Raw genomic sequence first — 13117 nt, 5'->3', positions numbered from 1 at the left:
TCTCAGTCCCCCATCCCCGTCTCCGTCCCGGCGCTCGGTTCGCCGTCCGCCCCCGTGGCCGATCCGACGAGTTTTCGAACCGTTTCGCGAGCGTCGCCGATGTCGGCTCCGGCGTCGGCCGCTCGCTCCAGGAGCACGTCGGCCATCAGGTCCTCGGTACCCACGGCGCCAGTGTACCAGATCCGGTGGCCGTCGACTTCGGCCGGCACGTCCCACCCCAGGCGGTAGTCCTCGGTGAGCGCCATGTCCTCGGGGATATCCTCCTGCGTGTGGTAGCCGTCCGCGACGAACAGGGGAACCACGACGACGTCCTCGCTCTCGAAATACTCCGTCACGTCGTCGACCTCCGGTTCCTCGTCCATAAACAGCGCCTTCACCTCGTCGAACCGGTCGCGCTCCCGGATCCGTTCGGTGTGATATTCGATCGCTTTCGCGGAGTTCTCGTTTCGGTCGGTGCCGTGACCGACGACCGCGAGACCGAACCCCTCGCCGACGCCCGGCTTCTCGGTCGCGGTTTCGGCCCGCTGGACGATTACGTCCGTCATCGCGTCGTGAGTCCCGACCGGCCCGCAGTAGTGAATCGTCTTCCCCGCGTCCGTCGCCTCGAGCGTTACCTGCGAGGCGCTCGTGCCGTCAGACTCCCACTTGTCGGGGTCCCACTGCTCGAGGCGTAACTCCCGGGGAATCACCTGCTCGGTGAAGTAGCCCTCGCTGATGAAAAGCGGGACGACGAACACCTCGTCGGACTCTACGGTCCGGATTACCTCGCGGAAGTGCGGTTCCTCCTTCCAGAACGCCTCCCGCACCTCGTCGAACGCGCCCGTCTCGCGGACCGTGTCCGCGTGGGCGTACGTCGGATCAGAGGCGTCCGGATTCAGGTGCGATCCGTGTGCCGCGACGACCAGGGCTTGCATGGACGGCGGTTAGGATGGTGACGGTATAGGAACTTCGCTGCCGGTCCACATCACCGGGTCCATCGGCGCCGGGCCCACCGATCGTGAATCCGCTGGTTGCGGGCCCGTAGCTCCGGATACGGACCCACCGGCGGGCCCGGTCGTCGCCCGCGGCGACGTCAGGCCGAGACTGAAACGTCGGTTCGGGCGTTGCAGGTCTGATTCCGGGCTCTCAATTCGGCAACCGCGACGTATTCGCCCGGCTTCGGTTCGGACCATTCAGCATCGTAACTGGTCGCCGCACCGGGTTCGAGCGTCTCCGAACTGAGCACCTGGGCGAACATGCGACCGTCGGTGTACCGCCAGACCTCCTCGTCGTCGTCTTCCACCACGAACTCCGCTTTACACGCGTCCGAGAACTGGAATTCGATCGGGTCGCTTCCCTCGTTGGTGACGGTAAATACGAACGAGACGGCGTCTCCGGCGTCGTCTTCCGCCGCATCGAGCGATCCCTCGAGCGTCATATTTCGAGGTTCGGTGCCGGCACAGATAGGTCTTATCCGTCACGAAATGAAATGGGACCGGAATTCACGTTCCGTCTCCCCTCGCTCCCGGTGAACCGGATTCACGGTCCGCTTACCGGGAGAGGACGACGGTATCGAGGGCGCTCGTGTCGGCGCCCACTCTGTATTCGCCGCGAATGCGCAGCACGTGCAGGTTCGCGAGGACGGTTCGGAACCGCTCTTCGGTCGCGAACGGCTCAGCGGCCGACAGATCGATCCAGTCGGCGTCGGCCGAGAGGGGGACGTCGAACCCGGTCCACTCGGTACCCGGATTTCCGTCTTTGCCGCGGAACTCGTAGACGAGTTTCGTCTCGCCGCTTGCGAGCAGTACGTCACCGCCTTCGATCGGGTCGGCGGCGAACTGCTCGTCGGATCGGGTCTGGCGGAGGGCGAACCGCAACCGCCCGCCGTAAAACGCCTCGCGGTCGCCGAGGAACTTGAACGGGGCCTGATAGTACCAGGCGACGCCGCCCTGGCTGTCGTCGTCGGTCACGTGACCGCCGGGATCGCCGTCGGTTCCGCGATACTCGGGTCGGTCGCTCCTGCCGTTCTGCGAGACGAGCCAGCCGTCGGCGTCGTCGTCGAACGTGCTCTCTATGCGGTCGGGAGTGGTCGGTCGAGCGTCGATGTCGTCCGTGTGGATCGTCTTCGAGAACTGCTCGGCCCCCGTCTCGTCGTAGATGCCGATCGTCAGGGTCTCGCCGGATTCGTCGACGTCGACGGTGCCGAAGTTAGCGTACCCGCCTTTCGCGAAGAATTCCGTTCCGTTGAGCGCCGGGTAGAGGTCGTCGGGCCGACCAGCCGGTGCGCCGAGCGGCCCCGCGATGGCTTCGACGAACTCGAACGTCCCGTCGTCGTCCGGATCGAACGCGCCCACGACCGACTTGTGGACGTCGCCGGCGACGACGACCAGGTTCGAGACCGGTTCGGTCTGGACGTGATCGACGACCTCGAGCAGTTCCGCCTCGTATCCGGTTCCGGGGGCCGAATTCGCCCACGAGTCCGACGGATATCCGAGCGGAGCCGGCGAGGCGAGAATCTTCCACGTCGCGTCGGACTCCGCCAGCGAGCGTTTCAGCCACTCGAGTTGGTCGTCGCCGAGGAGCGTCTTCGAGTCGCGGTCGACGTTCGGATCGCGGTACTGGCGGGTGTCGATGACGAACAGTTCGGCGTGTTTTCCCCAGCGGAAGCTATCGTAGAACCGATTGGATTCGCCCGGATCGGCGGTGTCGTCCCGATCGAGCGGCCAGTACTCGCGGAACGCGCGCCGTCCCTCGGGCATGAGCGGCTCGACCGGACCCGCGAAATTATTGATCACCTCGTGGTTGTCCCAGATCGTGTAGACGGACGTCCTCTCGAGTAGCTCGCGAAGATACGTCCGCTCCGCGACCGACGACGGCGGCTCCCGCATCTCCTTGTACTTCGACCGGTAGATCTCGAGTGCGTCCTCGATCGGCGTGTCCCTGGTGATCTTACCGGCAGGCGTTCTCGCGTCGGCGTAGATCGTATCCCCGTGATAGAGGAAGAAATCGGGCTCCCGCTCGGCGATCGCTCGAAGCCCGGGGAACGGCGGCTCGACCGGATCGTCGCCGTAGCCCCAGGTGTCGCCGCTCCAGGCGAAACTGACGCTCGCCTCGTCGTCGGGTGCCGGCGCCGTAACGAACGTCGCGGTTTCGACTCCGTCGGGGAGCCGTGTGGCGACCGATCGAGCGTCACGGGCGGCGTCCGAATTCGACAGCGGCGGTCGGGAGGTCCGTTTCGTTTCCGTGGCCCAGACGTAGTAGCGATAGCTCGAACCGGACTCGAGATCCGTCAGTCGAACGTGGCCCGCGTCGTCCGTTTCGTCGTCGACCCGCGTCCGTTCGTATCCGACGTCGCCGAACCCGCCGTCTTCGGCGTACGCGACGTGGATCGTCGCCGCGCCGTCCGACCGGGCCCAGACGACCGCGGACGTCGCTGTGACGTCGCCCGACGCCACGCCGTGTGTCAGCGCCACGAGATCCCCGTCGGCCCGACTCGTCGCCGCATCGTCCGATCGTGCCCCCGCCGCGGTTCCGACCACGCCTGTCGACGTCGCAGTCACTCCGATCGCCCGGAGGATCGCTCGTCGGGTATCCGTCGCCGGTTCGAACCGTCCGTCCGTCTCTTTCTCTGCCATGACTGTGCAGATCGGACGACACGAGTTGGATAATAACGTATATATTTTTAATAAATTGTAGGAATTTTCGAACCGATCGTTTCAGACCCGAACGTAGTCGTCAGTAATGGCCAATAGTAACGATGGCGGTGCGCCGCAACTGGCCGTTCGCGGATCGGATCGCACACCGGTGGAAACGCTACGTCTATTTGCGCGCAGTCCGAACTCGCGAGCGTGCAACTGGTGGGCTACGAGCCGAGCGGGACCGGTTCCGCGCTGCAGGTGAGCGACGGCGACGGTGCCACGATCGTTCGTCACCCGCTCGGGTCCGGCGAGACGCTGTCCTATTCGCTCGCGGATCGTCACTGCGCAGGGACGATCGACGACGGCGAGCACATCCCCTGTGATCGGCCGACGGCCCCGTACTGCGACTACCACACGAGTACGTGGGTTTGCGCTCGCTGTACGGGAACCTGCCTCAAAGACGAGATGGACTGTTACGAGCCCCACGCCGTCTACATCGCCGCCTTCGCCCCGGACACGTTCAAGGTCGGCGTCACCCGCGAGTGGCGACTCCAAACCCGGCTGCGAGAACAGGGAGCCGACCGTGCGGCCCACGTTCACACCGTCTCGAACGGCCGCATCGCCCGCGAACTCGAGGCCGAAATCGCAACGCGGTTGGTCGACCGCGTCAGAACCGGCCCGAAAATCGCCGCGCTCGCCGCCGACGTCGACGAAGACGCCTGGGCGTCCCTCCGCTCCGAGTTCGACGTCATCGACCGATTCGACTTCGACTACGGGATCGATCTCGAGACGCGGCCGGTTCGCGAGACCATCGCCTCGGGGACGATCGTCGGCGTCAAGGGCCGACTCCTGGTTCTCGAGACGGCCGGCACGACGTACGCGGTCGACATGCGCGATCTGGTCGGTTACGATCTCGAGGAAGGGACGGCGGAACGCGCCCTTCAGTCCTCGCTGGGTTCGTTCGAGTAGCCGTCGGTCGTCGAGACGGCGACCGAACGGGAACGACGGGTCGCGATTACGGTTCTCGGTCGGGGACGTCCGTCGCGAAACGGAAGGCGTTTCTCGATTCGATGACAGAATCACCACTATGGTCATCGCGCTGGAAATGGGGTGGCGTCATCTCCTCTTCGAGAACTGGCCGGTGGATCCGGGCGTGATCGAGGCACACCTTCCCCCCGCGCTCGAGGTCGACGAATACGATGGGTCCGCGTGGCTCTCGGTGGTTCCGTTTACCAACGTCGCGGTTCGACCGAAAGGCGTCCCCGAGTGGGCCGGCGTTGCGCTGCCGGAGATCAACGTCAGGACCTACGTGACGCACGACGGCGTTCCGAGCGTCTACTTCTTCAGCCTCGACGCGCAGGGAATCGCGAGCGTGATCGGCGCGCGCTGTTTCCACCACCTGCCGTACTATTACGCGCGTATCTCGCTCGAGGGGGTCGACGGGAAGGTACACTTCGACAGTCGGCGCCGCCATCCCGGTGCGCGGCCCGCGAGCTACGAGGCCATCTACTGGCCGACCGGTGACCCGTTTGCAGCACCCGAGGACCCGCTGGGAAGGTTCCTGGTCGAGCGGTACCGGTTTTACACCGAGTCCCCCGCGGGATCGCTTCGATACACCGACGTCGACCACGATCCGTGGACGCTGTATCCGGCCGCGGCCGAGGTCGAGACGAATACGCTGTTGCGGGCCGACGGGTTCGCGCAACCGACGGCTGACCCGGTCCACTACTACAGCCCGGGCCTCGACGTCGTCGCGTTTCCGAGCCGGCGCCTCGCGGATGGTGCGTGATCGATCCGGGCGCAGCAGCCAGAACGGGCCACGCGGGTCTCGAAATCGAGTCACCGGCCGCGACGATATCGAGTGGACGGCAGGTGCGGTCGCCCGACCGGATCGACCGCGGACGTGGAGGCACGCGGCTCCAAATGCCGAGGCGGAGGCCAGAACGGACCGGATCGCGGACGTCGACGCGACCCACCAGTTCGTCGTCCGTTCCTTCTCGCCGAAGCCACACCAATCGGATACGGAAATGGATATCCGTAAACCCCTAATATATGGTTCGATTTATAGTATGCAAATGACCTACGAACACCTCGATACGGACCTGGTTAACGAACTGCTCGACGATGGCCGCGCCAGCCTCCGTAGCCTCGCCGAAGAACTGGACGTCTCCGTCACCACCGTTTCGAACCACCTCTCCGAACTCGAGGACGAAGACATCATCCAGGGGTACACGCCGGTCGTCGACTACGACTCGCTCGGATACGACGTCACTGCCGTGATGCAACTCAAAGCCGAGGGCAACGCGCTTCCCGAGATTACCGAGACGCTGCGAGATCACCGCCAGATGATCTCGGTGTACGAGGTTACCGGGGACTACGACGTGATCGCTATCGGTAAGTTCAAAGATACGGACGACATGAACGAAGAAATCAAGGCGATCATCACCGACCCCGACATCAATCAGTCGAACACCAGCATCGTCCTCAACACCGTGGCCGAAAACGAACAGTTCGAACTCGATACCGACCGCGGCGATACCTGACGGCGACGATTCGAGACGCCAGCCGGATCGTCTCGCGGCACCGACTCGGGTTCGCGATCACGGTATCGGCTCGCGATGCCGACTCGTCGTCGCTCTCGAGTGCCGGATCGTGTCACCCGGTTACAGCCCCTCGCTGGACCGACTGGTATCGGCATACGTCGAAACTAAAATCGTAATACGACGAAACTAACCGGTAGCAGAACACTTCGGAACCGACAATGAACGGCGTGTGAGCGGTCGAATCTGAACGTCGGCCCAATAGAAACGAGGTGCAGCCCCGTTGTCACACCACCGCTACCCTTCTCCGACCATTCCGTCTTCGTCTTCCCACTCCTCTTCTCGGAGTTCGTACTTCTGGGTCTTCCCGGTTGCCGTCTTGGGGAGGGTCTTGACGAATTCGACGCGGTGGACGACCTTGTACCCCGCGAGCCGTTCGCGCGTGAAGTTCGTCAGTTCCTCCTCGGAAACGGGCGGGTTTTGCGGGTCGTCGTTCGCCGGAACGACGAACGCCTTCGGCGTTTCGCCCCACTTTTCGCTCGGTGCAGGGATCACCGCCACGTCCGAGACGTCCGGATGATCGAACAGGGTGTCCTCGAGTTCGATGCTGGAAATGTTCTCGCCGCCGGAGATGATGATGTCTTTCTCGCGGTCCTGGATGGCGATCATGCCGTCCTCGTTGACGACCGCCAGGTCGCCGGTGTGGAACCAGCCCTCGCGCTTGTCGTTGAACGCTTCTTCGGTCTCGTCGGGCTTCTCCCAGTAGCCCTCCATGACCTGATTGCCGCGAACGAGGATTTCGCCGATGGTCTCGTCGTCCCAGGGGACTTCGGTCCCGTCTTCGTCGACGACGTCGACCTCGGTCGCGAGCGGCGCGATCCCCTGGCGTTTCTTCAGCGCGAAGCGCCCGTCGCTGTCCTCGTCGATCAACCGCCGAGTCGCGGAGGTGCCGATCAGCGGACCCGTCTCGGTCGCCCCGTAGAGTTGGCGGAAGTGCCAGCCGAATTCCTCTTCGACCATCTCGATGACGCTCTCGGGCGGCGCGGCCCCGGCCGCGGTGACGCGCATCGGGACGTCGCCTTCCGTCGGAACGTCGTTGTCCTCCCGATAGTCGCCGAGCATGCTGAGAACCGTCGGCGCACAACAGAGAAACGACACGTCCTCGTCGGAGATGGTCCGGAAGATCTCCGCTGCATCGACACCGCGCGTACAGACGTGCTTCGCACCCATCCCCGTGATGGCGTAGATGTGGCCCCAGCCGTTGACGTGGAACATCGGCAGCGTCCACAGGTAGACGTCGTCGTCCTGGATCTCGTGGTGGATCGTCACCAGTTGCGCGTGCAGCGACTCGGTCCGGTGGGTTCGCATGACGCCCTTCGGATCGCCCGTCGTTCCGGAGGTGTAGTTGATCGTGATGACCTCGTCCTCGCTCATCTCGGGGCGTTCGTACGACGGTTCCACGCCGTCGATGAGCGCGTCGAAGTCCTCCCAGTCCCCGTCCACGGCCGCCGCGTCGTTCGTGATGAACGTCTCCACCGGGACCTCGTCTCGGATCGCCTCGATCTGCTCGGCGTATTCGTAGTCGGCGACGACCGCTTTCACACCCGCGTCGTTGAGCATGTACTCGTAGTCCTCGGGCGTCAACCGGTAGTTGAGCGGCGTGTGAACCGCCCCGAGTTGCATGATCCCGTAGGCCGACTCGAGATGATAGTGGGTGTTGGGGTCGAGTACCGCCACGCGATCCCCCTTCCCGATGCCGCGTGCCTGGAGGACTGTGGACAGTCGGTCGACTCGATCGCCGAATTCGTCGTACGTGAATCGATCTCCCGTCGCGGCGACGATCGCCTCTTCGTCGCCGTAGTACTTGCGCGCTCGGTCGAGGAAATCAGTCACGAGAAGCGAGACTTCCATATGCGCAAGCCTTGCCGGCTGAATATAATATTTGTTCCGGATTAATCGATCCACTGGGAATACGTGCGATAGATGATACTGTCGTGTGACGTAAACGACGTGCAGCGTTCGTATCAGACCCTCGGTGCTCGACGGACGGTACCCGACCGATGCGACTTCCGGCGACGTAGGTCCGGGGGTCGGTCGCGTCTGAACCCGCGGGACGACGACCGCATGCGCGTCCGTCTTCGGAAAATTCTCGCGGATCTCGAGTCGCTGGACGGCTATCTGCTCGTCCCGCTGTCTCCGGCCGGCGATCGAGAACCTCGAGACGCGCCCGAACGGGACTCGAGAGGCGAGAACGTCCTAGTCCGCGGCGTGTGCGTGCTCGCCGTGGCCGTCTTCCTCCCCCCTGGAACTCGAGCGGTGCAGCCAGTAGAGGAACAGGAAAACGGCGGTTGCGAGCACGTTGAGGACTAGCTTGTAGTTCATCTCGATACCCACCTCGGCGATCTGCGCCGTCGACGGGTCCGGAATGAAGCCCAGTCCGAGGAACAGGAAGTGGATGACGACCCCCGTGAGAACCGCCGAGACGAAGATCATCCCCGAGAGGATCGCCGCGAATTTCGAGCCGTAGTAGTCGCGGTACGCGTCCATGATCGGCGGGACGATGAGGTCCGCGTAAATGTAGGAGAGCACCGACCCGAACGGGAGCCCGTTCGTCCAGAGGACGGCCCCGAACGGGACGTTGCCCACCGAACAGACGAACGTGGCGACGCCGATTATCGCACCGAGCGCGGCGGTCCAGAAGATGTATACGGGGAGTCCGAACGTGGGCTCGGAAAACACGGACGTCCAGACTTCTCGTGGGATGAATCCGGCGATGAGCCCCGCGAAGACGAACCCGATCGCGATTTCGTCCCACAGCATTCCCCACTCTTTCCACTGTTTGTCGGCCAGCGCTTTCCAACCGGAGAGCGACGTCGCCTGTTCGCGGACGGTGGTGTTCGCCTCTTCCGGATCGAAGCTTTCCTTACACGATTGCGAGCAGAAGTAGTAGGTCTGCCCGTCGTGTTCGGTCGAGTAGTCGGCCGTTTCGGGGTCGATCTCCATTCCGCAAACGGGATCCTGGACGGTTCGTGCACCGTCCTCGAGGACGTTCTCTCGGGCCTGCTCGACGACGTCGTCGGGGACGAGAGAGACGAACCCGACCGCCATCAACCCGATGAGGATGAACCCGCCGACGATGTCCGCCAGGAGGAACTGCCAGCCGAGCAGGATCCAGATGACGGCACCGATCTCGATGACGAGGTTCGTCGATGCGAACATGAACGCGCCGAGGGTGGCCGCGGCGGACCCGCCCTTTTTGAACAGGTTCTTCGCGGTCGCGATGGCGCTGTACGAACACGACGAAGAGACGAACCCGAACAACGAGCCGTACCCGATCTCGCGGAGGCCGTGTCCCTCCAGGAGATCGGAGACGGCCTCGTTCGAGGTCCACGCCTCGACGCCGCCTGCGACGGCGAATCCGAGGACCAGCGCCCACCACGTGATCCACGCCATCGCCGCAGTGGTCGTGACGAACTGTCGCGTGCTCTCGACGAAGAACGCGCTCAGCGGTTTCGACGTCGTGAATACGCCGATTCCGACCGTCGCGAGCGCGATGATCGAGAGGATCGCGTATTCGGTTCTGTCCACACCCGGCCTACGGGATCCGACTTTTTCGGGATTGTGCCTCGTATATCACGGCCGGGACGGGCGTTTACGTTTCGAGCCGAAACTCCTCTCGCCCAGTTCGATTCCATCCGAAAGCGGACGACGGCGGTCGGCGTCCGTCGCTCGAGTACTCCCACGGTCGCGTCGAGGTGCCGCCCCGCCTTCGGGGTGCGGTGGCCGACGATCGATCGGAACGCGATCGTTCGCGTTCCAAACTGGAGCGGCGACCACCGCCGACGAGCGCGATTCGGGCCGTCGACCAATTCCGGCGACGCCGACGCAGTCGGGACGCTGCTGTCACCCTCACTCGTCGCCCTCGAACGACTCGAAGGCCTCGATCGTCACCGCGATCGCATCAGCGCTCGGAACGTCGCGGACGGTGTAGGCGGTCGGGTAGGTGCCAGCGCGGGCGTACGTCTCGGGTTGGGCGATCGATCGCCGGTCGATCCCGGTGTGGCCGCGAAGGAATTCGCGGGTGAGCATGGGTTCGACGAACGTGAGTTCAGCGGTTCCGCTGTCGTCGGGATCGCACGCGCCCCAGATGAGCGTGTTGGTAAACGTTCCGCCGTTCATCTCGGGGACGGTCGGATCGACCATGTGTTCGCCCATGTCGGTGATGACCCGTTCGTCGACGGCCGGACTGCGTGCGTATCCCGTTGGAACGTATTCCGCCGGCAATTCGTACGTCGGTGCCGCCGGCCCGGTGATCGTATCGACGGCCGCCATCGGAAGGGTGTGAAAGTGGATATCGAAGTGCGGCGCCGACCAGACCGGCGGATGTCCGTTCGGGTTCCAGTTCAGTCCCAGGAACGTATACGGCGTCGCCGCCGTCTCCGGAAACGGAACGAAAAACTCCTGGGACCACCGGTGATGGATGGGGAGTGCCAGGCCGTCTGGGCCGTACTTGTCGGAATAGCGCGAGCCGCTCGCGGCCTCGAGGTCCGCCGCCGTCGGAAGTCCCTCGAGGGCACTTCGCTCCACGTACAGGCCGTGGTACTTCGGTCGTCCGGACGGGGTGACGGTCGTGAACGTTCGCGCGGTACCGTTTCCGAGTCGAACCGGCGTGGACCACTCCGTACACCCCGTGGGCGGAAACCCGTTCCCGTAGCCTCCGTCGCTGCGGTCACGAGCGCTACCGAGGCCGGTCGCTCCGACACCGGCTCCGGCTACTGCGACGGTCTGGAGGAACCGCCGCCGAGTCGGTCGCTGGTTCGTCCCCTCGAGAGAACGTGTGGCTTCGAGACTGTCTGACTGCCTCCCCGACGAAAACTGACTCCTGTTATCCATAAACAATAAAGGGTATAACAAGTTATAACAGTGCCTATATGACATTTTTCTGAGATAATTCGATTCGGCCGTGACGGCGGTCGATTACGGAACCTGGACACACGGGACGGCAGCCACGGCCACTCGAGCGACACGGCAGCTGTCGACGCGCAGTCACCGACGTCCCGTCACTATCGTACCGGTCCCATCGTCCATATCGCGAGGCGGCTGCTAGCGAGGCTCCGTCTCGACCGCCGTCCCGGAGAGATTGACCCACAGCATCCCTTCGGCCATCTCCTCGTAGTCGAACGAAGCGCCGATGACCGCGTTGGCGCCGAGATCCCGAGCCTCCGCTCGAATGTCGGTGATCGCTTCCCGGCGTCCGGCCTCGATTTTCTTCTCGTACGATCCGCTCCGGCCGCCAACGACGTCTCGGATACCCGCAGCGATGTCGCTTACGACGTTTGCGCCGATGACCGCCTCTCCCGAGACGATGCCACAGTACTCCGTTACCTCGTGGCCGTCGAGACTATCCGTCGTCGTGATGGGGAGGTCTGCCATACGGGTCTCCGTCCACCGGGACGGAACATCAATGACGGGGTGCGTTCGAACGGTATCAGTGGCGAACCCGCGGCGCTCGTCTCCCCGAATGCCGTCCGATTAGAAGGTCGTAAAGACGAGCCACGGAACGATGAACAGGGCCACCGTCAACACAGCGAGGATTAGTGCGTACCCGATGCCCGTTCCGGCCGCGGTGAGCCACGACGGATGCTCGAATTCGCCGAGATCGACTGCCATGTGCCAGCAATCCCGTGACGAATGCATAAACGTACCGGAACGCCGTCTCACCCGGCGTGGCTCCGCCTCGATTCCGTTCTCGAGGGGACGGGGAAGATCCGTCTAGCGATAGACGCTCTCGTGCCGTTCGCAGTACTCTCGGAGGGCGAGTCGGGCCCTGCGCCGCGAGGAGAAACCGAAGCCGACGGCGTCGCACGCCTCGGCGTCGCACTTCCATCTGAACGTTCCGGAGTCGGAGTCTCTCGAGACCGAGGCGTCCGTCCCGCACAGCGGACAGGTCCATCCCCACTGCATATCGCCGGCGTCGATGGTCGGCCGATTCATGACTGATCGTACGCCCGGTTGAGAGCGATCACTGATACGGCCATCCCTCGAACAGTTCGCTCTTTATCAGTGCGGCCGAGATCGGGTTCCGGACCGCTTTTACCGGGTGACCCGCTACGATCAGCCAATGACGAAGATCGTCGTGGTGGACAACCACGGACAGTTCACCCACCTGGAACGCCGAGCGCTTCGTGACCTCGGCGTCGAGACGGAGTTGATCGACAACGACACGCCCCCCGAGGAAGTCGAGACCGACGGCGTCGTGCTCTCGGGCGGCCCCGACATGGACCGCATCGGACGCTCCGCGGAGTACCTCGAGGCGGACGTTCCGGTCCTCGGCATCTGTCTGGGAATGCAACTGATCGCGGAGGAACTCGGCGGCCGTGTCGGCAGCGGCGAGTACGGCGGCTACGCGGACGTGACCGTCGATATCGTCGACGACGACGACCCGCTGACCGGGTCACTGTATCCGGAAACGCGCGTCTGGGCGAGCCACGCTGACGAGGTGACGGAGTTACCCGACGGGTTCGAACTTACGGGCAAAAGCGACGTCTGTGACGTGGAAGCGATGAGTGACACCGATCGTGACCTCTACGGCGTCCAGTGGCACCCCGAAGTCGCCCACACCGAGGAGGGCGACGAGATATTCGAAAACTTTCTCGACATCTGTGAGTCGCGGTGAACTAACCCGCCCTCCACACTCGGTTTCGCTCGGCGAGGTCGGGACGGTACCGCTTCGATTCGGGTGAAACGGAGACGGACTCGTTTCCACGCCGCGAGACGCGTCTACACGAACCGGATCACTCAGCCCCGCTTCGGCTCGCTCGAGTCGCACCTGGTGACGTCGCTGTCTCCGGGAGGGAAGCCCGGCCGGCGGATATAGTCGTCGGATAAAGGTTGCAGTCATATCCGGGAAAAATTACAATCGGAACGTTGTTGATTTCTCAACCGGCGTGAGAGTCATGA

13 protein-coding genes are annotated in these 13117 nt (G+C 63.8%); 4 read left to right on the top strand and 9 right to left on the bottom strand.

All coding sequences use genetic code 11. The annotated features are described in order from the left end of the window. Positions 1 to 2: 2 nt before the first annotated feature. The 3 genes from NJT13_RS19240 to NJT13_RS19230 all read right to left on the bottom strand — a co-directional run bounded on the left by NJT13_RS19240 (position 3) and on the right by NJT13_RS19230 (position 3614). Positions 3 to 914, bottom strand: coding sequence for a CbiX/SirB N-terminal domain-containing protein (locus NJT13_RS19240; protein WP_254523426.1), 912 nt, complete (start codon positions 912 to 914; stop codon positions 3 to 5). Between the two features lie 158 nt (positions 915 to 1072). Further along, a complete protein-coding gene (locus tag NJT13_RS19235) occupies positions 1073 to 1417 on the bottom strand; it encodes a BsuPI-related putative proteinase inhibitor (RefSeq protein ID WP_254523425.1) in 345 nt (114 codons plus the stop codon). A gap of 112 nt (positions 1418 to 1529) precedes the next feature. After that, positions 1530 to 3614 carry an alkaline phosphatase D family protein gene (locus tag NJT13_RS19230; protein WP_254523424.1) on the bottom strand — a complete coding sequence of 695 codons (2085 nt, stop codon included), beginning with the start codon at positions 3612 to 3614 and terminating at the stop codon, positions 1530 to 1532. A gap of 213 nt (positions 3615 to 3827) precedes the next feature. On the opposite strand from NJT13_RS19230, the gene NJT13_RS19225 reads away from it, so the two are divergent. From NJT13_RS19225 to lrp, 3 genes are all read left to right on the top strand, one after another. Beyond that, positions 3828 to 4586: a DUF2797 domain-containing protein gene (locus NJT13_RS19225; RefSeq protein ID WP_254523423.1), complete on the top strand. Its 759-nt coding sequence runs from the start codon at positions 3828 to 3830 to the stop codon at positions 4584 to 4586. 118 nt (positions 4587 to 4704) lie between these two features. Beyond that, entirely contained in the window at positions 4705 to 5406 is a 702-nt protein-coding gene (locus NJT13_RS19220; RefSeq protein WP_254523422.1) for a YqjF family protein, read from the top strand. Between the two features lie 286 nt (positions 5407 to 5692). Next, positions 5693 to 6160, top strand: a complete 468-nt coding sequence (gene lrp, locus NJT13_RS19215; protein WP_254523421.1) for an HTH-type transcriptional regulator Lrp — start codon at positions 5693 to 5695, stop codon at positions 6158 to 6160. Between the two features lie 294 nt (positions 6161 to 6454). On the opposite strand, the gene NJT13_RS19210 is transcribed toward lrp, so the two are convergent. From NJT13_RS19210 to NJT13_RS19185, 6 genes are all read right to left on the bottom strand, one after another. Further along, the gene (locus tag NJT13_RS19210; protein WP_254523420.1) at positions 6455 to 8068 is read right to left on the bottom strand and encodes a long-chain-fatty-acid--CoA ligase; all 1614 of its coding nucleotides are present in this window, start codon (positions 8066 to 8068) and stop codon (positions 6455 to 6457) included. A 345-nt stretch (positions 8069 to 8413) separates the two neighbouring features. Beyond that, positions 8414 to 9745 carry a permease gene (locus NJT13_RS19205; protein WP_254523419.1) on the bottom strand — a complete coding sequence of 444 codons (1332 nt, stop codon included), beginning with the start codon at positions 9743 to 9745 and terminating at the stop codon, positions 8414 to 8416. 321 nt (positions 9746 to 10066) lie between these two features. Then, positions 10067 to 11050, bottom strand: a complete 984-nt coding sequence (locus NJT13_RS19200; RefSeq protein ID WP_254523418.1) for a twin-arginine translocation signal domain-containing protein — start codon at positions 11048 to 11050, stop codon at positions 10067 to 10069. A 210-nt stretch (positions 11051 to 11260) separates the two neighbouring features. Further along, positions 11261 to 11590 carry a YbjQ family protein gene (locus NJT13_RS19195; RefSeq protein ID WP_254523417.1) on the bottom strand — a complete coding sequence of 110 codons (330 nt, stop codon included), beginning with the start codon at positions 11588 to 11590 and terminating at the stop codon, positions 11261 to 11263. Between the two features lie 99 nt (positions 11591 to 11689). Beyond that, complete coding sequence (locus NJT13_RS19190) at positions 11690 to 11827, bottom strand: hypothetical protein (protein ID WP_254523416.1); 138 nt, start codon at positions 11825 to 11827, stop codon at positions 11690 to 11692. 102 nt (positions 11828 to 11929) lie between these two features. Next, the gene (locus tag NJT13_RS19185) at positions 11930 to 12151 is read right to left on the bottom strand and encodes a hypothetical protein (protein ID WP_254523415.1); all 222 of its coding nucleotides are present in this window, start codon (positions 12149 to 12151) and stop codon (positions 11930 to 11932) included. Positions 12152 to 12278: 127 nt separating this feature from the next. On the opposite strand from NJT13_RS19185, the gene NJT13_RS19180 reads away from it, so the two are divergent. Continuing rightward, positions 12279 to 12833, top strand: a complete 555-nt coding sequence (locus NJT13_RS19180) for a GMP synthase subunit A (RefSeq protein ID WP_254523414.1) — start codon at positions 12279 to 12281, stop codon at positions 12831 to 12833. The last annotated feature ends 284 nt before the right edge of the window (positions 12834 to 13117 follow it).

It is taken from the genome of Natrinema caseinilyticum, assembly GCF_024227435.1.
GTDB lineage: Archaea > Halobacteriota > Halobacteria > Halobacteriales > Natrialbaceae > Natrinema > Natrinema caseinilyticum.
This window is presented reverse-complemented; position numbering and strand designations above follow the sequence as displayed.

Coding starts and splice junctions, on each gene's coding strand:
- NJT13_RS19230 (WP_254523424.1), bottom strand. CDS start 3,614: ATGGCAGAGAAAGAGACGGACGGACGGTTCGAACCGGCGACGGATACC.
- lrp (WP_254523421.1), top strand. CDS start 5,693: ATGACCTACGAACACCTCGATACGGACCTGGTTAACGAACTGCTCGAC.
- NJT13_RS19235 (WP_254523425.1), bottom strand. CDS start 1,417: ATGACGCTCGAGGGATCGCTCGATGCGGCGGAAGACGACGCCGGAGAC.
- NJT13_RS19190 (WP_254523416.1), bottom strand. CDS start 11,827: ATGGCAGTCGATCTCGGCGAATTCGAGCATCCGTCGTGGCTCACCGCG.
- NJT13_RS19185 (WP_254523415.1), bottom strand. CDS start 12,151: ATGAATCGGCCGACCATCGACGCCGGCGATATGCAGTGGGGATGGACC.
- NJT13_RS19210 (WP_254523420.1), bottom strand. CDS start 8,068: ATGGAAGTCTCGCTTCTCGTGACTGATTTCCTCGACCGAGCGCGCAAG.
- NJT13_RS19180 (WP_254523414.1), top strand. CDS start 12,279: ATGACGAAGATCGTCGTGGTGGACAACCACGGACAGTTCACCCACCTG.
- NJT13_RS19195 (WP_254523417.1), bottom strand. CDS start 11,590: ATGGCAGACCTCCCCATCACGACGACGGATAGTCTCGACGGCCACGAG.
- NJT13_RS19200 (WP_254523418.1), bottom strand. CDS start 11,050: ATGGATAACAGGAGTCAGTTTTCGTCGGGGAGGCAGTCAGACAGTCTC.
- NJT13_RS19220 (WP_254523422.1), top strand. CDS start 4,705: ATGGTCATCGCGCTGGAAATGGGGTGGCGTCATCTCCTCTTCGAGAAC.
- NJT13_RS19240 (WP_254523426.1), bottom strand. CDS start 914: ATGCAAGCCCTGGTCGTCGCGGCACACGGATCGCACCTGAATCCGGAC.